Raw genomic sequence first — 20,683 nt, forward strand, 5'->3', positions numbered from 1 at the left:
CCGCCAGCGCGCTCACCGCCCCGATCACCCCGGCGCCCAGCAGCAGCCGCAGCCGCCCCGGCCCCCGGCGGGCGCCGGGGCGTCCCGGCAGGGCCGGGGCGGCAGGGACGAGGGCGGCGCGCGCCACCCGGGACATGCCGCGCAGGTCGTCCAGGACCGTGCGGCAGATGTCCACCCGGCTGTCCGGGTCGTCCACCCAGTCCACCGGGACCTCGTGGATCCGCAGCCCGGACCGCTCGGCCAGCAGCAGGAGTTCGGTGTCGAAGAACCAGGAATCGTCCTCGACCCGGGCGAGCAGCGGGCGCACCAGGCCGGTCCGGACCGCCTTGAAGCCGCACTGGGCGTCGCTGAAGCGGGTGGCCAGGGTGGCTCGCAGCAGCAGGTTGTAGCAGCGCGAGATCAGCTCCCGCTTGGGGTCGCGGACCACCGCCGAGCCGGGGTGCAGCCGGCTGCCGATCGCCAGGTCGCTGTGGCCGGAGAGCAGCGGGGCGACCAGCGGCAGGAAGGCCTCCAGGCCAGTGGAGAGGTCCACGTCCATGTAGGCCACCACGTCGGCCGAGCTGGCGGTCCAGACCCGGCGCAGCGCCCGGCCGCGGCCCTTGAGGTCCAGGTGCACCGCCTCCACCTCGGGGAACAGCCCGGCCAGCCGGCAGGCCACCTCCCAGGTGCGGTCGGTGCTGGCGTTGTCGGCGACGGTGATCCGGAACGGGTAGGGGAAGGTCTCGTCCAGGTAGCCGTGCAGCCGGCGCACGCTGCGCTCCAGCACGTGCTCCTCGTTGAAGACGGGGACGACCACCTCGACGGTCTGGATGCCGGTCAGGCCGGCTCGCTCCAGCACGGCGGGGGACCGCGGCGCGGACTCTGTCATGGGAACGAGGTTCACAGCACCCGGTGGGGCCGCGATGATGAGAGGCTGAGAGGCGGCTGAGAAGGCGTCGACGACCTCGGCCGCCGACCGCGACCAGGGGAGATGGCATGACGAGTACGGTGACGGAGTCCCAGGTGGTGGTGGTCGGCGCGGGTCCGACCGGGCTGCTGCTGGCCGGCGACCTGGCGGCCGCCGGGGTCGCGGTGACGGTGCTGGAGCAGCGCGCCGAGGAGTCCGGCCTGACCCGCGCGTTCGCCGTGCACGCCCGCACCCTGGAGGAGCTGGACGCCCGCGGGCTGGCCGAGGAGCTGATCGCCACCGGCCGCACGGTGGACCGGATGCGCGCCTTCGACTCGGTCGAGGTGAACCTGGGCGAGCTGCCGACCCGGTTCCCCTTCGTGCTGATCACCCCGCAGTCCCACACCGAGCGGCTGCTGCGCGAACGGGCCGTCAAGGCGGGCGCGCAGCTGCTGCGCGGGCACCGGGTGACCGGCCTGCGGCAGGACGCCGAGGGGGTCACCCTGGAGGTGGACGGCCCGGCCGGGCCGGTGCGGCACCGGGCCGGGTACGTGGTCGGCTGCGACGGGGTGCACAGCGCGGTGCGCGAGCTCTCCGGCATCCCGTTCCCGGGCGAGTCGGTGGTCTCCTCGATGGAGCTGGCCGACGTGCGGCTGGAGCACGAGCCCGCCGAGCCGCTGACCTTCGCCGCCACGGCCGGCGGCTTCGCCATGGTGGCCCCGTTCGGGGACGGCTGGTTCCGGCTGATCGGCTGGGACCGCGACCGCCAACTCCCGGACAGCGAGCCGGTGGAGATCGACCGGCTGGCCGAGCTGGTGAACCGGGCGCTCGGCACCGACCTGGGCATCCACGACGCCCGCTGGACCTCCCGGTTCCACTGCGACGAGCGCCAGGTGCCGCGCTACCGGGACGGCCGGGTGCTGCTCGCCGGGGACGCCGCGCACTGCCACTCGCCGGCCGGCGGCCAGGGCATGAACACCGGGCTGCAGGACGCGGCCAACCTCAGCTGGAAGCTGGCCTCGGTGGTCCACGGGCACTGCCCCGAGGAGCTGTTGGACAGCTACCACGAGGAGCGCCACCCGGTCGGCAAGCAGGTGCTGCGCAGCTCCGGCGGGCTGATCCGGATGGCGCTGGCGCAGTCCAGCGGGCTGCGGGCGCTGCGCTCGATGCTGGGCGGGATCGGCGGGCTCGGCCCGGTGGTCAGCCCGCTGGCCTTCCGCGGCGCCCGGCTGGTCTCCGGGATCGGCATCCAGTACCCGGCCGAGCGCGGCTCGCACCCGCTGGCCGGCAAGCGGGTGCCCGACCTGCGGCTGGCCCAGGACGACCCGCGCTCCCCGGCCCGGCTCTACGAGGCGCTGCGGACCGGGAGGTTCGTGCTGGTGACCACCGACGTGCGGGCCCCGGGCGCGTTCTTCAGCGGGCTGGAGCCGGAGGCGACCGGCCCCTGGGAGGACCGCCTGGTGCAGGCCGCCCCGGCCGACCCGCACGGCAAGCTGCGGGCCACCGTGCTGCTGGTCCGCCCGGACGGCTACGCGGCCTGGGCCGCCGCCGACCCCAGCCGGGCCGAACTGACCCGGGCGCTCACCCGGTGGCTCGGCCCGGCGTAGCGCGGAATTGACGGTCCGTCACCTGACCCTCGCTCAGCGCATCGCGCCGTGCGAGGATGGGTGACCATGAGGCGCTTCGACCGGCTGCGGCGGATCCGTTCACTCGACCCCGAGACGGACTACCTGGAGATCTACCGGCTGAGCTCCGCCTACGAGTTCCCCTGGGACCACACCAGGGCCCTGGAGCTGGCGCTCTACCGCACCTACGCGGTGCCGGCCATCGGGCGGCTGCTGGCGGAGACCGCCGAACTGACCGACCGCAGCCAGAAGCGCTACGACGACACCGTGCTGCTGCTCGGGGCCGTGCTGGAGCACGGCCCCGACAGCGAGCAGGGCCGCACCGCGGTGCGCCGGATGAACCGGATGCACCGCAGCTACCCGATCAGCGACGAGGACATGCGCTACGTGCTCTGCACCTTCGTGGTGCTGCCCAAGCGCTGGATCGGCGAGTACGGCTGGCGCCGGCTGAGCGAGCACGAGCTGCGCGCCTCGGCCAACTACTACCGCCGGCTGGGCGAGTTGATGGGGATCAGCGGGATCCCGCGGACCCACCAGGAGTTCGAGGAGTGCATGGACGCCTACGAGGCGGCGCACTTCGGCTTCGACGAGGGCGGTCGGCGGGTCTCCGACGCGACCCTGAACCTGATGGGTTCCTGGTACCCGGCGCCGCTGCGCCCGCTGCTGCACTCGGCCACCGTGGCGCTGCTGGACGAGCCGCTGCGGCGCGCCTTCGGCTACCCCGAGCCGGCCCCGGGCACCGTCTCGCTGGCCGGCAACGCGCTGCGGCTGCGGGCCAGGGTGGTGCGCGCGCTGCCGCCGCGCCGCCGGGCGCACTGGCCCCGGATGAACCGCGAAGTCCGCAGCTACCCGGGCGGTTTCCGGATCGAAGGGCTCGGCACCTTTCCCCCCGCCGGCACCGGCTGCCCGGTGCACCCGGCCGGACCGGCCGCCGCCGGGGAATAGCCCCCCACCCGCCCCGGGGGCATTTGTCCAGACCAATTCGTCTGGACCAATCCTATTCACTGTATACCGTGCGTGCTATTCCGTTGATTTGACGCGGTTTCACACTTGACTGTTATTTAGCTTTTCATTGCCTGGACTTGGCTCATTTCCCAGGGAACTTCTGGAATGTTTCTACGCAGCGTTACGACCCCCACGCCCACTCGCCCGGCCGGTCCTGCACACCGGCCAGAGGAGGAGCCCCCGTGCGTCCCCGCCCGCTCGCGCTCGCCGCCGCCATAGCCCTGCTCCCGCTCTCGGTCGCCACCCTCGGCACCGTCAGCGCCCAGGCGGCCACCCCCAACGCCAGCGCCCCGCGCGTCGCCCTGCCGGAGACCGTGACCCCGGCCGTCGCCCACTCGCAGAAGCAGGGCGAGGTGCCCGCCGACCGCCAGCTGTCGGTCGCGGTGGCGCTCAAGCTGCGCGACACCGCCGGCCTGGACGCCTTCCTGGCACAGGTCTCCGACCCGAAGTCCCCGCAGTACGGGCACTACCTGACCCCGGAGCAGTTCGCCGACCGCTACGCCCCCACCCAGGCGGACACCGCCAAGGTGGTCGCCTTCCTCAAGGCGCACGGCCTGACCGCCACGGTCAGCGCCAACCGCCAGGTGGTGGACGCCAAGGGCAGCGCCGCGCAGATCTCGGCGGCCTTCGGCACCCACGAGAGCGCCTACTTCGACGCCAAGCAGCAGAAGGCCTTCTTCGCCAACGACGACGCGGCCACCCTGCCGGCCGACGTGGCCGGCCTGGTGGCGGGCGTGGGCGGGCTCTCCGACCACACCGTGCGCACCCCCAGCCTGGCCAAGCCGAACGGCTCCAACCCGGCCGCCACCCCGAGCGGCTACGGCCCGGGCCAGTACGACGGCGCCTACCGCCTGGACAAGGTCGGCGCGAACGGCTCCGGCGTCAAGGTCGCGCTCTGGGAGTTCGACGGCTACAGCTCGTCCAACCTCACCACCTACGACCACCAGTACGGCCTGACCGGCCCGGCCGTCAGCACCGTCTCGGTGGACGGCGCCAACTACGACAGCAAGCCCGGCGACGGCCAGGGCGAGGTCGAGCTGGACTCGGAGATCGTCCGCGGCGTCGCCCCGCAGGCCACCCAGCTGGTCTACGAGGCCCCCAACAACGACCAGGGCGAGATCGACATGGCCGCCAAGATCGTGGCGGACAACCAGGTCTCGGTGATCTCCATCTCCTGGGGCTCCTGCGAGCCGGACACCACCGCCTCGGTGATGACCGCAGTGGACAACTCCTTCAAGCAGGCCGCCGCCCAGGGCATCTCGGCCTACTCCGCCTCCGGCGACGACGGCTCCCGCGACTGCACCCGCTCGACCAGCGGCGCCAACGTCAAGGCCGTCGACTACCCGGCCTCCGACCCGTACGTGACCGGCGTCGGCGGCACCAACCTGCAGCTCAGCGGCGCCTCCTACAACTCGGAGAGCGCCTGGAGCACGGCCGGCGGCGGCGTCTCCACCCAGTTCGCCAAGCCGTCCTGGCAGACCGGCACCGGCGTCAGCGGCAGCATGCGCACCGTGCCGGACGTCTCCTCCAACGCCGACCCGAACAGCGGCTTCGCGATCTACACCCAGGGCAGCTCGGGCCCCGGCTGGCAGGTCTACGGCGGCACCAGCGCGGCGGCCCCGCTCTGGTCCGGCTACACCGCGCTCTTCAACCAGAAGGCCAAGACGGCCGGCAAGGCCAACCTCGGCCAGGCCAACCCGGCGCTCTACACGGTCGCCAACTCGGCCTCCTACGGCACCGCCTTCCACGACGTCAGCACCGGCGCCAACCAGGACTTCCCGGCCCGCACCGGCTACGACCAGGTGACCGGCTGGGGCTCCCCGGTGGCCGACGCGCTGACCACCGCCCTGCTCGGCGGCGGCTCCGGCGGCAACACCGGCAACACCGTGACGGTCACCAACCCGGGTGCGCAGAAGGGCACCGTGGGGGCCGCGGCCAGCCTGCAGATCGCCGCGACCGACTCGGCCGCGGGCCAGACCCTGAGCTACTCGGCCACCGGCCTGCCGGCCGGCCTGTCGATCAGCACCAGCGGCCTGATCTCCGGCACCCCGACCGCCGCCGGCACCTCCTCGGTCACCGTCACCGCCACCGACGCCACCGGCGCCACCGGCAGCGCCGCCTTCACCTTCACCGTCGCCGCGCAGTCCGCCTGCACCCCGGCCCAGCTGCTCGGCAACGGCGGCTTCGAGACCGGCAGCGCGGCGCCGTGGACCACCTCCTCCGGCGTGATCGACAGCTCCAGCAGCGAGCCGGCCCACAGCGGCTCCTACAAGGCCTGGATGGACGGCTACGGCAGCGCCCACACCGACACCCTGGCCCAGACCGTCACCGTGCCGGCCGGCTGCAAGGCGACCTTCGGCTTCTGGCTGCACGTGGACACCGCCGAGACCGGCAGCACCGCGTACGACAAGCTGACCCTGACCGCCAACGGCACCACCCTGCAGACCTGGTCGAACGCCGACGCGGCGAACGGCTACACCCAGCACAGCGTCGACCTGTCGGCCTACGCCGGCCAGACCGTCACCCTGAAGTTCACCGGCACCGAGGACTCCTCGCTGCAGACCAGCTTCGTGATCGACGACGCCAACCTGAACGTCGGCTGACAGCGCCGACCCCTCGCCCGGTGGCCCGCCGACACGAATTCGGCGGGCCATCGGGGCACCACGGGTATCCCGTCGGTTTCGGGCCACCGCCCGGACCGACGGGATTTGTTGCATTTCCGTTTCGGCCATCGGCAGATCCGCTGCAGCACCCGTGAAAGTAATTTGTCGTGACCACTGTCATAGCGCACGACAGATGACGTAGCCTCTGGTGCCTGCGTAAGGTTCCTGCAGCTCGGTGGCGTCCCCACAACGCCACCGGGCCGGTCCCGCCGCGTAAGTCTCGGAACAGCACGGGGCGGCTGGTGGGGAAGGTTATTCGCATGGGCTCGCAATACCAGCAGAACACCGCACACCTGCGCCTGGTCGGCCACCGGCAGCCTGCCGCGACGGTGCTCCGCGGGCAGCCCGCCGGGCCGCCCGACCGGGTCCCGGCGGCGCCACCGCTCCCAGCCGACTCCCAGCCGGCGAGCGCCCCGCTCAGCCTGCCGAGCAGCTGCTCCGGCAGCTTCGCGCAGACCCTGCACCACGCGATCGAGGCCAGCGGGCTCAGCCTGGACCGGATCCGGACCGAGCTCTCCCAACACGGCGTCAGGGTCAGCGTCACCACGCTGAGTTACTGGCGGCGCGGGCGCAGCCAGCCGGAGCGGGCCGCCTCGGTGCGCGCCGTGGTGCTGCTGGAGGAGCTGCTGGGGCTGGAGGACCGGGCGCTCTCCAGCCTGCTCGGCCCGCCGCGCCCGCGCGGCCGCTGGGTCTCCCAGCAGGTCCCGGACAGCATGCCGGTCTCCGAGCTGTGGCCGGAGGAGCGGCAGGTCGCCGAGGTCTTCACGGAGCTGGACGCGCCGCCGATCGGCGAGCTGGAGCGGCTGAGCATCCACGACGCCTACTACGTCGGGGCCGGCCGGCAGGGCCAGCTGCTGCGCACCCGCCAGGTGGTCCGGGCCACCGCCAACGACGTCAACCGCTGCCTGGTGGTGCAGAAGGCCGACGAGGACGCGCTCGACTGCCCGGAGATCACCTCGGTGCGGCACGCCCGGCTCGGCCGGGTGCGGCGCCACCCGGAGATCGGGCTGCTGGTCGCCGAACTGCTGCTGGACCGGCCGCTCGGCCAGGGCGACTCGGCGGTCTTCGAGTACGAGGTGGAGCTGCCGCCGGCCGGCCCGACCACCCTGTACGGCCGCCGGTTCGCCGTGCCGGTGCGGGAGTTCGTGCTGCAGGTGCACTTCGACCCGGCCGCCCTGCCGGCCCACTGCGAGCGCTACGAGCGGATCGGCGGCGAGGAGCAGGACCGGGTGCGCGAGCGGCTCTGGATCGGCGCCTCGGCCAGCGTGCACGCGCTCGCCACCGAGCAGCAGCCGGGGCAGACCGGCATCCGCTGGGAGTGGGACTGACCGGGCTGTCCAGCCGCCTTGCCCCCGGGGCAAGGCCGTGGCCGCCCCGACCGGGCGCTCCCTAGTCTCGGAGGCATCCCAGCCGGTCACCCTCCGTGGAGCAGCCATGTCCGAGTCCGTCCACCGCCCGCACCATCCGCTGAACGCGCTGCGGGCCGGCGCCTTCGCGATCGGCGCGCTGCTGCTGCTGGTCGCCGTCGGGGTGCTGCTCGGCGCGCCGCTGCTGATCCCGCCGCTGGCGGCCAGCGCGGCACTGGTGCACGGCGCACCGCGGCTGCCGATCTCGCAGCCGCGCAACCTGGTCGGCGGGCACCTGGTGAGCGCGCTGGCCGGCTTCGCCGTCCTGGCGGTGACCGGCCGCTCGATGTGGGGCGCGGCGGTCGCGGGCGGCCTGGCGCTGGTCGCCATGCTGATCGCCCGGGTGCCGCACTCCCCGGCCGCCGCCACCGCGGTGATCGTGGTGCTGCAGGGCGTCCACCCGGTGCCGTTCCTGCTGCTGCTGGCGCTGGCCACCGCCCTGCTGGTGCTGATCGGCTGGCTGGCCGGGCGGCTGGGCCCGGAGGCGGTGCGCTACCCGGTGGCCCGGTAGGGCAGGATCGACAGCCGACCGGACACGGAGAGCACAGCAGAAGGGGGAGCAGGATGACCGAGCAGGTGGTGCTGCGGCCGATCGGCCTGGTGGTCGGCGGGCGGACCGAGGTGGCCGACGACGACTGGGGCCGGGAGACGGCCGTGATCCGGCTGGACGCCGAGCAGTACACCGCGGAGGCGGTGCGCGGGCTGGAGGCCTTCTCGCACCTGGAGGTGGTCTTCCACTTCCACAAGGTGGCCCCGGAGAAGATCGAGACCACCGCCCGCCGCCCGCGCGGCAACCCGGACTGGCCCGAGGTGGGCATCTTCGCCCAGCGCGGCAAGAACCGGCCCAACCGGCTGGGCGTCTCGCGCTGCCGGCTGCTGGGCGTGGACGGCCTGGAGGTGCGGGTGGCCGGGCTGGACGCGGTGGACGGCACCCCGGTGCTGGACCTCAAGCCCTGGCTGGCCGAGTTCGGGCCGCTGGGGGAGACCGCGCAGCCCGAGTGGGCCACCGAGCTGATGCGCGAGTACTACTGACGCACCGGCGGTCCGCGGCCGCGCCGGCCCGCGTGCGAGAGTGCTGCCATGACCACGCACCAGGATCCCGAGACCGCCCTGCGCCACTGGCGGGCCGCCGCGGCCGAGCCGGACAGCCTGCTGATCGACGGCTTCCACGCGCTCAAGCACACCCTGCGGTTCGGCGGCGAGCTGCGCGCCGTGGTCACCGGCGACCCGGCCGGGCTGGCCGAGCTGGCCGGGCGGCTGGCGCCGGACGTGGCCGAGCGGGTGCTGGCCGCCGCCGTGCCGGTGCCGGCCGAGGCGCTGCGCACCCTGGTGCCCCGGCCGCACCCGACCGGGGTGGCCGCGCTGGCCGTCCGCCCGGACCCGCGGGCGCAGCTGGAGCGGCTGCGGGCGCTGCCCCGCAGCGCGCCCGTGGTGGTGCTGGACAACCCGCGCAACCTCGGCAACATCGGCGCGGTGGTCCGGCTGGCGGCCGGCTTCGGCGCCACCGGCGTGGTCACCACCGGCGACGCCGACCCCTGGCACCCGGGCGCGGTCCGGGCCGGCGCCGGACTGCACTACGCCACCGCGGTCGCCCGGCTGACCGCCGCCACCCTGCCGCCCGGTCCGCGGTTCGTCCTCGACCCGGAGGGCGAGGACATCCGCTCGGTCCGGCTGCCGGACGACGCGCTGCTGGTCTTCGGCTCCGAGCGGCACGGCGTCTCGGCCGAGCTGCGGGCGGGCGCCGACGGACTGCTGGCGATCCCGATGCGGCCGCAGGTCTCCAGCTTCAACCTGGCCACCTCGGTCGGCATGGGCCTGTTCCACTGGATGTCGCACGCACCGTCAGCCGGCCGCTGAGGCCTTCGCCTCCTGCGGCCGCTTCAGCGCCCGCTCCAGCTCCCCCAGCGCGTTCAGCAGCAGCCGGCAGCCCGAGCGCACCACGTCCTGCTGCTCGCTGCCCCGGTGGCTGAAGGCCAGCTCCGGGTCGGTGGCGGGCAGCTCGGACTCCTCCCAGGCCCGGTGCGCCGCGCGCAGCCCGGCGAAGTCCACCGGCGCGCCGGTCAGCACCGCCGCGCCGGCCGCCGCGGTGGCCCGGGCCAGCCGCTCGCCGAAGCCGGTCGCCCCGGAGACCGGCTCGGCCTCCTCCGGCGGCAGGTGGGCCTCCATCAGCAGCGCCACCCGGGAGAGGTAGCCCAGCGCCTCGCGGACCCGGCCGAGCTGTGTGCGGGTCAGCTGGGGGGAGTGGGCGGCCAGCGCCACCGGCTCGGCGGCCGCCTTCTCCCGGGCCTGCAGGAAGTCGGCCCGGGCCTCCCTGGCCTCCAGCAGCGCGGACCGCACGGTGTGCGGATCGCGCCCGGCCGGATCGCCGTACCCGGCCAGCACCGCCGCCGCGTACCGGCCGACCGCCGCGATCCACTCGGCGGTGCGCTCCGGCAGCCGGGCGGTCTCCCAGGTCGGGAAGAGCGCGTAGGCGAGCAGCGCCACCGCGCCGCCGAGCAGCGTCATCAGCACCCGCTCCCAGGCGGTGTGCAGCGCGCTGCCGGGCAGCAGGTCGAGCAGGAAGACCACGTAGGCCGAGATGCAGGTGGTGGTCACCGCGTAGCCGGTCTTCAGGGTCAGGTAGGCGCCGCCGATGCAGACCACCGCCAGCGCGCAGGAGACCCACTGGTCGGGCCGGCCCAGCTCCACCACGGCGGTGGCCAGCAGCACCCCGACCACGGTGCCGGCCACCCGGGCCACGCCCCGGCTGTAGGTCTGGCCGAAGTCCGGGCGGATCACCATCGCGGCCGTCATCGCCGCCCAGTAGCTGTGGTGCAGGCCGGTCAGCCGGGCCAGCAGGTAGGCGGCGGTGACCACCCCGGCCAGCCGCACCGCGTGGTGCAGCACCGGGGTGCCGAGCCGGACCTGGCGCCAGGCGGTGCGCACCGCCACCGGCGCCATGGCGGCCAGCCCCGGGCGGCGCAGCCCGCCGTCCGGGCCGGTGACCGGGCCGGTCAGCGGGGTCTCCCGGCCCCGGTCCAGGGCGCCGGAGGCCCGGCTGAGCTGGGTGGTCAGCCGGCGCGCGGCGCGCTGCGCCGGGCCGCGCAGCACCGGCGGGCCGGGCGGGGCCAGCGCGGCCGGGGTGGACTTCGGGTAGTCCAGCGGCTCGCCGGAGCGGATCGCCCGGGCCAGCGCGTCCAGCAGTTGGGCGGCGCCGGCCAGCACCTCCCGGGCCCGGTCCCGCTCCGGGCCCTCGGCGGCCGCGCCGATCTCCGGGTCGGCGATCGCGGCCAGCGCGGGCCGGATCCGCTCGGCCACCGCCCGCAGGCCGTGCAGCTCGGGCGGACGGCGGCGCTCCTGCCAGGGCGTCAGGGCGGCCGCGTGCCGGGCCTGCATCAGCGGCTCGGGGTCGATGGTGGCGTGCGGGTCGTGCCGCAGCCGGCGGGCGTAGTGCGCCAGTTCCGCGTAGGCGTCGGCCAGCGCGTCGCGCTGCGCGCCCCAGTTGCGGATCGGCCAGACGGCGATCACCAGCGCCTGCACCCCGCCGCCGAGCGCACAGAGCAGCGCGTGGTCCACCGCGGTCGGCACGCTGACCGGCAGCTGCACCACCACCAGCATCACCGTCACGGTGTTCGCGGCCACCACCCCGGCGGTCGGCCCGAGCGCCCAGGCCAGCCCGGCCGCGAACGACCAGGCGGCCAGCAGCAGCGGGAACATGCCCGGCACGCCGACCGCCAGGTAGCCGAGGAAGGTGCTGACGCCCAGTCCGACCCCGGCCGCCACCGCCAGCGTGGGGCGCGGCCGGAAGCTGCGCTGGAAGGTCGCGGTGCCGGCGATGAAGGCGCCCATCGCGGCCGAGGTGGCCTCCCGCGCCCCGCCCAGCGCCAGCACCGGGAAGACCACCAGCGCCACCGCGAGGGCGCCGCGGACGGCCCGCTTGGGATCGGTGTACGCCCGCTCCCACCGCAGGCCCGCCCTGCCGGTGTGACGGAGTGCGGCGAACCACGACATAACGGACAGTCTAGGCGGGCTGCTCCACCCTGACGCTCCGCCACCCGGCCAGCCGGCCCCGCACCGTGCGGCCGGCCCACAGCAGCAGCCCGGTGGGCAGGAAGACCGCGTCCGCCGCGATCATCGCCAGCGAGAAGAGCGGCAGCCCCAGCAGCACCGCGATCCCCAGGTGCTCCAGCACCATCAGCACCAGCAGGCCGTTCTTCAGCCGCCGGTTCAGCAGCGTGAACGGGAACGCCACCTGCACCAGCACGGTGCCGTAGGTGAGCAGGAAGACCAGCAGCGAACTGCCCGCCAGCAGCCCGGACAGCCCCGGCCAGGGCGTGAAGTAGTCCAGGTGCAGCGGGTAGTAGAGCGCCGTGCCGTCCTGCCAGCGCGAGCCCTGCACCTTGTAGAGCCCGGCCGTCGCGTACACCAGCACCACCTGGGCGCCGATCACCGCGACCGCGCAGTGGTGCACCATCGCGCCCAGCGCGTCCAGCACCGCGCGCGGCTCGCCCAGCGGCCACCAGTGGTTGACGGCCCACCAGGCGCCGGCCACCGCCCAGAGCGTCCAGAACAGCGCCGCCCAGCCCGGGCCCGGCCAGCCCGGCGCCGACCAGGAGATCCGCCCGGCCGCCTCGGCCCAGACCAGCGCCGCCCCGCCGAGCACCCAGAGCAGCACGCCGGACGTGCCCGGCCGGCCGCCCCGCGCCCGCCGCCGGGCGTCCAATGACCAGACCTCGGTGCACCGGGTGAAGGCCAGGTAGAGCGCCAGCAGGTGGACCAGGTTGTCCCCGCCGTCGCCCAGCAGCACGCTGCGGTTCTGCAGCGAGAGCACCGCCACCAGGAAGAGCACCGAGCTGAACCTGGTCCGCCAGCCGAGCAGCAGCAGCATCGCGGCCAGCAGCGCCAGCGCGTACCAGGCCTCGAACCACCACCGCCCGTCCTGCCAGGAGAGCACCGAGAAGGCGTGCGTCTGGTCCTGCAGCGCCCGGGCCAGCGGCAGGCTCCAGGCCGCCCGGTCGCCGTACAGCTCGCGCCGGTGCGGCCACTCCCGGAGGAACTGCAGCAGCACCACCAGGGCGAGGCCGATCCGCACCACGGCCGCCTGGTGGCGGGCCAGCGGCGGGCTGCCGGTGAAGGCCCGCAGCCCGGCCAGCACCGCCGCGCCCAGCTGCGCGGTGAAGCCTGGCAGCGGTGCGGGCGGGCCCGGCGGCGGCACCGGCGGGCCGGCCGGGCCGGCCTGGCGCGGGATGCCGGGCAGCAGCCCGGACTGCCCGGGGATCTCCTGACGGTCCGTCCGGTGCTCGCTCACAGGTCCGCCCAGTCCGCGGCCGCCACCGGCCACCAGGGCAGCTGGCGCAGCTGCGGCCCGGCGGCGGCGGACCGGTTCGGACTCCAGGACGGCGGCGCCACCGCCGTGGTCGAGGCCCGCAGCTCCACCGCGGTGACCGGCGTCCCGCCCGCCTCCCGGCCCAGCCGCTGCAGCGCGATCCGCTTCAGGTACTCGTCGGCCAGCTGGCTGCGCACCCCGGCGGTGGGCGCCTCCTGCCCGTCGTGGGTGGAGTCGTAGAAGTCCCAGGCCCGCCGCAGCAGGTTCTGGTCGGCGTGGCTGGGGAACGGGTTGCCGCGGATCGCGGCCACGTCCCGGGCCGTCAGGTCCACCCAGCCGCCGTCGCCCGCCGCGCTGCGCACCCGGGCCTGCACGGCCACGTTCTCCTGCAGCGGGTCCGGGGCGAAGAGCCGCCAGTTCTGCTCGAACTCCGGGTAGACCAGGCCGTCCAGTTCCGTCTGGTGGCGCTGCGAGAACGAGTTCGGCGGCGCGTCGGCCAGCAGCAGCGCGCCGACCAGCACCGCGCTCGCGGCGACCAGCACCGCGCCGGCCACGCTCAGCACCAGCAGCGCGGGCAGCGACCAGGTGCGGCCGTCCCCGGGCGCGGACTCCCGCTCCATCCGCCGCTCCCCCTCGGTGCCCGCCCCCTAGAGGACGAAGGCCTCGGCGCCGGAGTCGGAGACCAGCGGCCGGCCGGCCTGCTCCCAGGCGAACATCCCGCCGTCCACGTTGAAGGCCTCCCGGCCCTGCGCCACCAGGTACTGGACCACCTGGGCGGAGCGGCCGCCGACCCGGCAGACCACGTAGAGCGGGCCTTCCGGCAGCTCGTCCAGCCGGGCGGTGAACTGGCTCATCGGCAGGTGCAGGGCGCCGTCGGCGTGCCCGGCGTCCCACTCGTCCTGCTCCCGGACGTCGATCAGCGCGGCACCGTCCGGCACCGTCTGGACCAGGGCGGTGGGGATCTGCTGGAACATGCTCGGGGTCTCCTGTCCGGGCTCGGGTCGGGGGGACGGAACGGGCCCATTGTGCCTGGCCCGGGCGGCGGGCGGGACCGGGTCGCCGAGCAGCCGGCCCAGTTCCCGGCGCCGCTCCTCGGCAGTGGCCAGCAGCTGCTCGGCCAGCTCGGCCAGCAGCTGCTCCGGATCGCCGGGGGCCAGCGCCAGCAGCTCGCCCATCGGGCCGGACTCCAGCCGGACCTGCTCGGCCGCCAGCTCGGCGATCCGGGCGGAGAGCCAGGCCAGCCGCTGGTGCAGCCACTCGCCGCGCTCCGGGGTGCCCGGCTGCGGGGCCGCCTCGGGGGCGGTGGACCACTCCTCGGCCAGCGCCCGCAGCGCGGCGGTGTCGCCGCGGCCGTAGGCCTCGTTGGCCCGGGCGATGAAGGCCGAGCGGCGCTCCTGCTCGGCCGGCTCGGGGGAGAGGTCGGGGTGGGCGGCCCGGGCCAGCTCGCGGTAGAGCCGCTGGGCCTCCTTGCCGGGGCGGACCCGGCGCGGCGGCTCCGGCTCCGGCCGCTCCTGCTGCTGGGCGGCCTCCCGGACGCTGTCGATCAGCGCGTCCAGATCCGGCAGCCCGTCCACCACCTGGCGGGCCTCGGCGGCCCGGCGCAGGTCCTCCGGGTCGCCGCTGAGTACCGCCCGGGCCTCGGCGACCAGCGCCTCCAACTCGTCCAGCCGGGCGTACAGCGGCCCGAGCCGCTGGTGGTGCACCAGCGCGAAGTTGTCGATCTCCACCCGCAGGGTGGCCACGTCCACGTCGAGGGTCAGCCAGGCCAGCTCGGTGGCCGCGACCCGCTCCTCCAGGAGCGCCATCTCGGGGTCGAACCACGGGACCGGGGTGCGCACGTCGGCTCGCTCTTCCACCCGGCGAGCCTACCTGGGCCGCGCGACCCGCCGGACGGGTGTTTCCCGGTGGCTGTTTTCGGCCATTCCTCAAGGGAGTGGGGCGTACGACCCGGCGCACGCCCGCAGACACGCAACTGATACTGAGGAATCTGACGGTTTCGGTACCGGTCTCCGGTCCGCACGTGCTTCGCTGGAGCGGCAACAGCGACACGACAGGCATGACAGCCGCACAGGTGGCGGCCCGAATCGCGGCCGGACAGGCGGGAGCGATACCAGACCCATGGCGGACGACCCGAACTCCACAGCGGACCCGACGAGCGAACTCCCCCGTGCGCTGGGCGCACTGGCCGCGGCCCCGGACGCCCCGGGGGAGGCGGCCGGGTCCGGCGAGCAGCCGGCCGGCGTGGTGGCGATGGTGCGGCTGGCGGCCGTGCTGGTCGACCAGGACGGCCGGATCGCGCTCTGGAGCCGGGCGGCCGAGGAGCTGTTCGGCCACCGCAGCGAGACGGTCCAGGGCCGGGCCGCCACCGGGCTGCTGCCCGCCGTCGAGCCGCGGGTGCCGAGCGAGGCCCCCGGCACGGCCGGCCGGCGCTGCGACGCCTTCGACACCTTGGACGACCTGACCGCCGCCGGCGCCTGGGCCGGCCTGATGCCGGTCACCGACCGCGAGGACCGGGCCCGCTCGGTGCTCTGGTGGGCCTATCCGCTGGTCGAGCCGGACCGCCGCAGCCTGCTGGTGCTGGCCGCGGACGCCCGGCCGCTGCGGGCCCGCGGGCCGCGGATCGCGATCGGCCGCCGGCTGCTGCCGTACGCCGCCACCGAGGCCGGGCAGGGCGCCTTCCACTGGATCTCCGCCACCATCGGCCCGGCCACCCCCGGCGGGGCCGGGCCGCTGGCCCCGCTGCTGGGCCGGATCGGCGCCGGCCGGCAGCGGGTGCTGCTGCGCCAGGTGGCCGCCGCCGGGCTGCCCGCGCTCTGGGTGGACGCCGGCACCCGGCTGCCGGTGGTGCCCTACGAGCCGCAGGCCGCCGGGGTGGCCGCGCTCGCCGCGGGCCTGGGCCGCCGCTACCCCACCCCCCAGCAGCGGGCCAGCGCGGCGGGCGGCCCGGGCCAGCTCGGCCTGCGGGTGGTGCCGGAGCCGACCGCTCAGGCGGTGGCCGAGCCGCCCGCCGAGCCCCCGGCGTCCGAGCCCGCCGTGCCCTCGCCCCGGACCGCCGCGGCCGGCGCCGCCCGGCCGGCCCCGGCCCGGCTCCGGGACCCGATCGCCGACCAGCTGGCCCCGCTGCTCACCAACGGCCAGGCCGGCGAGCAGCTGGCCCTGCTGAACGAGGTGGGCTCCAAGGTCGGCACCACCCTGGACCTGGACACCACCGCCCGCGAGCTCTGCCAGGTGCTGGTCCCCCGGGTCGCCGACTTCGCCTGCGTGGACCTGCTGGACCGGCTGATCTCGGACGCCGAACTGCCCCAGGAGCAGCCCGACGACGACACCATGCTGCGCCGGGTGGCCCGCAGCTTCCACGCCGCCCCGGAGCAGTGGAACCACGTGCTGGAGGAGGGCGCGCTGCTGGCGATGCCGCGCTCCACCCCGCCCGGCATGGCGCTGCAGCGCAACCAGGCGGTGCTGGTGCCGACCGTCGGCGAGGAGATCGCGGTGGACTACGCGGCCTCGCTGGGCGGCGGTCCGGGCCTGGTCCCGGTGGTCTCCGGGCGCTCGATGCTGGTGCTGCCGCTCTCCGCCCGCGGCACCGTGCTCGGCATCCTCAAGCTGCTGCGGCTCTCCGACCGGGCGCCGTTCGACGAGTCGGACGCGGCCACCCTGCTGGAGCTGGCCGCCCGGGCCGCGCTCTCGCTGGACAACGCCCGGCTGCACCGGGCCGAGTCCAAGGTGGCCACCACCCTGCAGCGCTCGATGATCCCGACCCGGCCGCCGCAGATCCCCGGGGTGCAGATCGCCCACCGCTACATGCCGGGCGACCGGCGGGCCGAGGTCGGCGGCGACTGGTTCGACGCGATCCAGCTGCCCGGCAGCCGGGTCGCCCTGGTGGTCGGCGACGTGATGGGCCACGGCCTGCACTCGGCCGCCGCGATGGGGCGCTACCGCACCGCGATGCAGACCCTCGCCGCGCTGGACCTGCCGCCGGGCCAGCTGCTGCGGCACCTGGACAACCTGGCCCAGAAGATCGGCGACGACCACCTGGCCACCTGCCTCTACGCGGTCTACGACCCGATCAACCGGACCTGCGACCTGGCCAGCGCCGGGCACGTGCCGCCGGTGCTGGTCCACCCGGACGGGCGCGGCGAGCTGCTGGAGATCCCGGCCGGCGCGCCGATCGGGGTCGGCGGGGTGCCGTTCGTCGCCAAGCGGATCGAGGTCAGCGACGGCTCGATGCTGGTGCTCTGCACCGACGGGCTGGTCGAGGTGCGCGGGGGCGACATAGGAGCCGGGCTGGCCGCGCTCTGCGGGAACCTGATCGACCCCCGCCGCACCCCCGACGAGGCCTGCGACACCGTGCTGGACCGGCTGCACTCGGAGGACCGCAAGGACGACGTGGCGCTGCTGGTGGCCCGGTTCGACGGGGTCGCGGAGACCGAGGTGGCGACCTGGACCCTGGCGGTGGACACCGCCGAGGTCCGCCGGGCCCGCGGCCTGGTCCGCCAGCAGCTGGCCGCCTGGGGCCTGGACGCGCTCAGCGACACCACCGAACTGCTGGTCAGCGAGCTGGTGACGAACGCCGTCCGGGTGGCCCGGGACTACGTCCAGCTGCAGCTGATCCGGGTGGACAAGCTGCTGGTCGAGGTCAGCGACGACAACCACAACCTGCCCTCGCTGGAGCCGGCCGAGTCGATGGACGAGCACGGGCGCGGCCTCAACCTGGTCAGCAAGCTGGCCGAGCGCTGGGGGACCGCCCGCAAGGCGGTCGGCAAGGTGGTCTGGTTCGAGCAGCCGCTGCCGCGCGGCTGAGCGCCCCGGCGAGGCGGGGGAGGCGGGGGAGGCGGGCGGCCGCCGGGTCAGGCGGTGCGGCGCTGGCCGGCGAAGAGATTGGCCGCGCCGACCCCGTTCAGCACCCGGGGCCAGTAGCTGCCGAACACCTCGCCGGTGGCGGCCAGCAGCACCGCGGTGACGATCGCCACCAGGTGCTCCATGCCGGCCAGGTTCGGGATCGCGACCACCTCGGCGATCATCACCAGCACCACGGCGGTGCCGGTGGTCCAGGCCCTGGTCTTCCAGGCCACACAGACGGCCAGCGCCACCACGGCGGCCGACGGGCCGGTGTCCCGCAGGTGCCCGACCGAGGCCGGGAAGCCGAACAGGTGGTCCGGTCCGATGTGCGTCCCGACCCGGGCGAAGAGCGTGCCGGCCAGGGTGCAGGCGTAGGCGACCAGCAGCGTGGTCTTGCGGCCGAGCACGATCTCGGCGATCCCGAAGACCAGCAGCACCTGGGCCAGCGCGCCCCAGACCGGCAGGTCCAGCGCGGGCACGAAGAGCGAGAACGGGGTGCGCAGCAGCGAGACGTCCAGCGGCTGCCCGGCCCGCACCACGCCCACCTCGTTGACCAGCCGCTCCCCGTGCGGCAGGTGCTGGACGATGCTGAAGGCCAGGATCAGCAGGGTGGCACTCGCGGCCAGCGGTACGGCGGCGAACTTCCTGGTCCGGACCCGCTCCCAGACCGTGCCGAACAGGGTTCCCCACTCGGCGACGGCGAATCGCTGGACCACTGCCAGCCACCCCCGTCGCTCGTCCCCCCGGTGGGTCGTCTGATTCACGACAGCCTCTCTCGTCAGTTCGCGGAATCCCGTCGATGTCGTCCTTTTCCCGGGCCCCGAACCCGGTTTCGCTCCACTGTCCAGCCTAGGGAGTTCCAACACCGGGCGACTCGCTCTCGATACCGATATTCCCGTCATCCTCCGGAGGGACTCGTGGTGTTCCCGACCCCCGCCGCTTCCCGGGGGTGGCCGCGGCAAACCCCGATTCCTCCCCTAGGGCACAGGCCCCCTCCGCCCCCCGGCGGAGGGGCTACCCCGGCCCGCCGCCTTCCGCCGTGGGCGCCTTCGGGCCCGTGCTGACGGGCGGCCGGCGGTGCCTGCGACGGAAGAGCGACGGGAGGCTCGGTGCGGTGATGAAGCCCTCGGCGCGGGCGTTGGCGATGCCGATCCGGGGCAGCTCGCTGCTCTTCTCGAAGAGCAGGTAGCGCGGCTCCCAGATCGGCCGGTACTTGGCGTTCGCCCGGTACAGCGACTCGATCTGCCACCAGCGGGAGAAGAAGCCGAGCACCCCGCGCCACAGCCGCAGCACCGGCCCGGCGCCCAGCTTGGAGCCGCGCTCGAAGACCGAGCGGAACATCGCGAAGTTCAGCGAGACCCGCTCCAGCCCGACCTCCCTGCCGCCCTGCTCCAGCAGCTCGATCACCATGAACTCGACCAGGCCGTTCTCGGACTCCCGGTCGCGGCGCATCAGGTCCAGCGAGAGGCCCTTCTCGCCCCAGGGCACGAAGCTCAGCAGGGCCCGCAGCCGGCCCTCGCCGTCATGGCACTCCAGCATCACGCAGCGCCCGTCGGCCGGATCGCCGAGCCGGCCCAGCGCCATCGAGAAGCCGCGCTCGGTCTGGCCGTCCCGCCAGTGGTCGGCGGCGTCCAGCAGCTCGACCATCTCGCACTCGGGGATCTCCTCGTGCCGCCGGATCCGCACCGTGTAGCCGGCCCGCTTCACCCGGTTGTAGGCCTGCCGGACCACCCGCATGGCCCGGCCGTCCAGCGAGAACTCGTCCAGCTCGACGATCGCCTCGTCGCCCAGCTCCAGGGCGTCCAGCCCGTGCCGGGCGTAGATCACCCCGGCCTCCTCGGAGGCGCCGGTGACGGCGGGCGCCCAGGCGTGCTCGCGGGCCTCGGCCAGCCAGAGCTCGATCGCGCCCGGCCAGGCCTCCGGGTCGCCGATCGGGTCGCCGGAGGCCAGCGAGACGCCGCCGACCACCCGGTAGGTGACCGCCGCCTTGCCGGTCGGCGAGAAGATCACCGCCTTGTCCCGGCGGGTGGCGAAGTAGCCCAGCGAGTCCCGCTCGCCCTGCCGGTCCAGCAGCTCCCGCAGCTTCGCCTCGTCCTCGGGGGTGAGCAGTTCCTTGCCGCGCGGGCTGCGGAAGGCCACGTAGAGCACCAGCAGGAAGAGCACCGCGCCCATCGCGTTGATGAAGGCGTTCACCCAGCTCGGCACGTTGATCACGTCGAGCACCCGGTCCGAGGGGGAGACCGTGATCATCCGGAAGACGGCGTAGCGGAAGCGATCGCCGAAGCCGGAGCCGCTCAGCGTGTTGTTGGCGTCCACCAGCAGCTCGCCGATCAGGCCGCCGACCAGCAGGCCGCCCAGGAAGGTGGCCACCGCCATCCGCGGGTTGGAGCGGTCCCCCTTGGAGGTGAACTCCTTGCGGCCGACCACCAGGCAGAGCATGAAGAGGCCGGTCAGCACGGTGGAGAAGTAGTTGAAGGGGTGCCGGTCGTAGTGGTCCTGCCCGGGGACCGCCAGCGCCAGCAGGTAGAGCAGGAAGGTCAGGCCGCCGAGGCCGAAGTTGAAGATCCAGGCGGCCCGCTTGCGCCGCCGCATCGCCACCGCGAGGAAGAGCGAGAGGACGGCGGTGGCCAGGCCGGCGGTCATCAGGTAGGGCGTGAAGAACTGGCCCTCGGAGTGGTGGCGCACCGTGGCCCGGAACGGCTCGGCGACCACCGCGAGCAGGTTGAGCAGCGCGATCAGCCGCAGGTACCAGACCGTCCCGGACGCGGCCACCGGCCGCACCCGGGCCGACAGGGAGCGGCGGGGCGCGTCCGGGGCCGACTGCGGCTGCTTGCTGGTGGAGGACACGGCTCAATTCCAAACGATCAGGTCCAGGCGCGCATCCGCACCTGGTGGTGCCTCATCCATCGTGGCTCACGGCCCACCCGGGCCGCGTGATGCGGTCAGCGGATTCG

The 20,683-nt window shown here is 74.7% G+C and carries 14 protein-coding genes and 1 pseudogene; 8 read left to right on the forward strand and 7 right to left on the reverse strand.

Going from position 1 to position 20,683, the window contains the following annotated elements; genetic code table 11:
* Position 1: 1 nt before the first annotated feature.
* A pseudogene (locus ACFYNO_RS05385) lies at positions 2–868 on the reverse strand (dolichyl-phosphate beta-glucosyltransferase); the annotation flags it as partial.
* A gap of 107 nt (positions 869–975) precedes the next feature.
* Here ACFYNO_RS05385 and ACFYNO_RS05390 point away from each other — a divergent pair.
* The 7 genes from ACFYNO_RS05390 (at position 976) to ACFYNO_RS05420 (ending at position 9,442) form a co-directional block, all read left to right on the forward strand.
* Complete coding sequence (locus tag ACFYNO_RS05390; RefSeq protein ID WP_388005610.1) at positions 976–2,493, forward strand: FAD-dependent oxidoreductase; 1,518 nt, start codon at positions 976–978, stop codon at positions 2,491–2,493.
* Between the two features lie 66 nt (positions 2,494–2,559).
* Positions 2,560–3,456, forward strand: a complete 897-nt coding sequence (locus ACFYNO_RS05395; protein ID WP_388005613.1) for an oxygenase MpaB family protein — start codon at positions 2,560–2,562, stop codon at positions 3,454–3,456.
* 242 nt (positions 3,457–3,698) lie between these two features.
* On the forward strand, positions 3,699–6,119 hold the full coding sequence (locus ACFYNO_RS05400) for a protease pro-enzyme activation domain-containing protein (protein WP_388005616.1): 2,421 nt from the start codon (positions 3,699–3,701) through the stop codon (positions 6,117–6,119).
* Positions 6,120–6,439: 320 nt separating this feature from the next.
* Complete coding sequence (locus ACFYNO_RS05405; RefSeq protein ID WP_388005619.1) at positions 6,440–7,507, forward strand: hypothetical protein; 1,068 nt, start codon at positions 6,440–6,442, stop codon at positions 7,505–7,507.
* A 106-nt stretch (positions 7,508–7,613) separates the two neighbouring features.
* Entirely contained in the window at positions 7,614–8,096 is a 483-nt protein-coding gene (locus ACFYNO_RS05410; protein WP_388005622.1) for an HPP family protein, read from the forward strand.
* Between the two features lie 53 nt (positions 8,097–8,149).
* Positions 8,150–8,617, forward strand: coding sequence for an SAM-dependent methyltransferase (locus ACFYNO_RS05415; RefSeq protein ID WP_388005625.1), 468 nt, complete (start codon positions 8,150–8,152; stop codon positions 8,615–8,617).
* 48 nt (positions 8,618–8,665) lie between these two features.
* The gene (locus ACFYNO_RS05420) at positions 8,666–9,442 is read left to right on the forward strand and encodes a TrmH family RNA methyltransferase (RefSeq protein ID WP_388005628.1); all 777 of its coding nucleotides are present in this window, start codon (positions 8,666–8,668) and stop codon (positions 9,440–9,442) included.
* On the opposite strand, the gene ACFYNO_RS05425 is transcribed toward ACFYNO_RS05420, so the two are convergent.
* The 4 genes from ACFYNO_RS05425 to ACFYNO_RS05440 are packed head-to-tail and all read right to left on the reverse strand — an operon-like array spanning position 9,428 to position 14,746.
* Positions 9,428–11,575, reverse strand: a complete 2,148-nt coding sequence (locus ACFYNO_RS05425) for an FUSC family protein (protein ID WP_388005631.1) — start codon at positions 11,573–11,575, stop codon at positions 9,428–9,430. The two genes, ACFYNO_RS05420 and ACFYNO_RS05425, sit on opposite strands and share 15 nt — an antisense overlap.
* 10 nt (positions 11,576–11,585) lie before the next feature.
* Positions 11,586–12,872: an HTTM domain-containing protein gene (locus tag ACFYNO_RS05430; RefSeq protein WP_388005634.1), complete on the reverse strand. Its 1,287-nt coding sequence runs from the start codon at positions 12,870–12,872 to the stop codon at positions 11,586–11,588.
* Positions 12,869–13,510 carry a DUF5819 family protein gene (locus ACFYNO_RS05435; protein WP_388005637.1) on the reverse strand — a complete coding sequence of 214 codons (642 nt, stop codon included), beginning with the start codon at positions 13,508–13,510 and terminating at the stop codon, positions 12,869–12,871. Before ACFYNO_RS05435 ends, ACFYNO_RS05430 begins: the two co-directional genes overlap by 4 nt.
* Before the next feature lie 27 nt (positions 13,511–13,537).
* Positions 13,538–14,746, reverse strand: coding sequence for a rhodanese-like domain-containing protein (locus ACFYNO_RS05440; RefSeq protein ID WP_388005640.1), 1,209 nt, complete (start codon positions 14,744–14,746; stop codon positions 13,538–13,540).
* Positions 14,747–15,008: 262 nt separating this feature from the next.
* On the opposite strand from ACFYNO_RS05440, the gene ACFYNO_RS05445 reads away from it, so the two are divergent.
* A complete protein-coding gene (locus ACFYNO_RS05445) occupies positions 15,009–17,690 on the forward strand; it encodes a SpoIIE family protein phosphatase (RefSeq protein WP_388005643.1) in 2,682 nt (893 codons plus the stop codon).
* 47 nt (positions 17,691–17,737) lie between these two features.
* On the opposite strand, the gene ACFYNO_RS05450 is transcribed toward ACFYNO_RS05445, so the two are convergent.
* The gene (locus tag ACFYNO_RS05450) at positions 17,738–18,445 is read right to left on the reverse strand and encodes a hypothetical protein (RefSeq protein ID WP_388005646.1); all 708 of its coding nucleotides are present in this window, start codon (positions 18,443–18,445) and stop codon (positions 17,738–17,740) included.
* Positions 18,446–18,743: 298 nt separating this feature from the next.
* Positions 18,744–20,576 (reverse strand): phosphatidylglycerol lysyltransferase domain-containing protein, encoded by a 1,833-nt coding sequence (locus ACFYNO_RS05455; protein ID WP_388005649.1) that lies wholly within the window; start codon positions 20,574–20,576, stop codon positions 18,744–18,746.
* Positions 20,577–20,683 lie beyond the last annotated feature (107 nt).

The sequence above is a fragment of the Kitasatospora sp. NPDC006697 genome, assembly GCF_042869935.1.
Taxonomy (GTDB): Bacteria; Actinomycetota; Actinomycetes; order Streptomycetales; family Streptomycetaceae; genus Kitasatospora.

Excerpts from the sequence above, each read along its gene's own strand:
- ACFYNO_RS05390 (WP_388005610.1), top strand. The coding sequence starts at position 976 with ATGACGAGTACGGTGACGGAGTCCCAGGTGGTGGTGGTCGGCGCGGGT.
- ACFYNO_RS05395 (WP_388005613.1), top strand. The coding sequence starts at position 2,560 with ATGAGGCGCTTCGACCGGCTGCGGCGGATCCGTTCACTCGACCCCGAG.
- ACFYNO_RS05405 (WP_388005619.1), top strand. The coding sequence starts at position 6,440 with ATGGGCTCGCAATACCAGCAGAACACCGCACACCTGCGCCTGGTCGGC.
- ACFYNO_RS05410 (WP_388005622.1), top strand. The coding sequence starts at position 7,614 with ATGTCCGAGTCCGTCCACCGCCCGCACCATCCGCTGAACGCGCTGCGG.
- ACFYNO_RS05415 (WP_388005625.1), top strand. The coding sequence starts at position 8,150 with ATGACCGAGCAGGTGGTGCTGCGGCCGATCGGCCTGGTGGTCGGCGGG.
- ACFYNO_RS05420 (WP_388005628.1), top strand. The coding sequence starts at position 8,666 with ATGACCACGCACCAGGATCCCGAGACCGCCCTGCGCCACTGGCGGGCC.
- ACFYNO_RS05425 (WP_388005631.1), bottom strand. The coding sequence starts at position 11,575 with ATGTCGTGGTTCGCCGCACTCCGTCACACCGGCAGGGCGGGCCTGCGG.
- ACFYNO_RS05435 (WP_388005637.1), bottom strand. The coding sequence starts at position 13,510 with ATGGAGCGGGAGTCCGCGCCCGGGGACGGCCGCACCTGGTCGCTGCCC.
- ACFYNO_RS05445 (WP_388005643.1), top strand. The coding sequence starts at position 15,009 with ATGGCGGACGACCCGAACTCCACAGCGGACCCGACGAGCGAACTCCCC.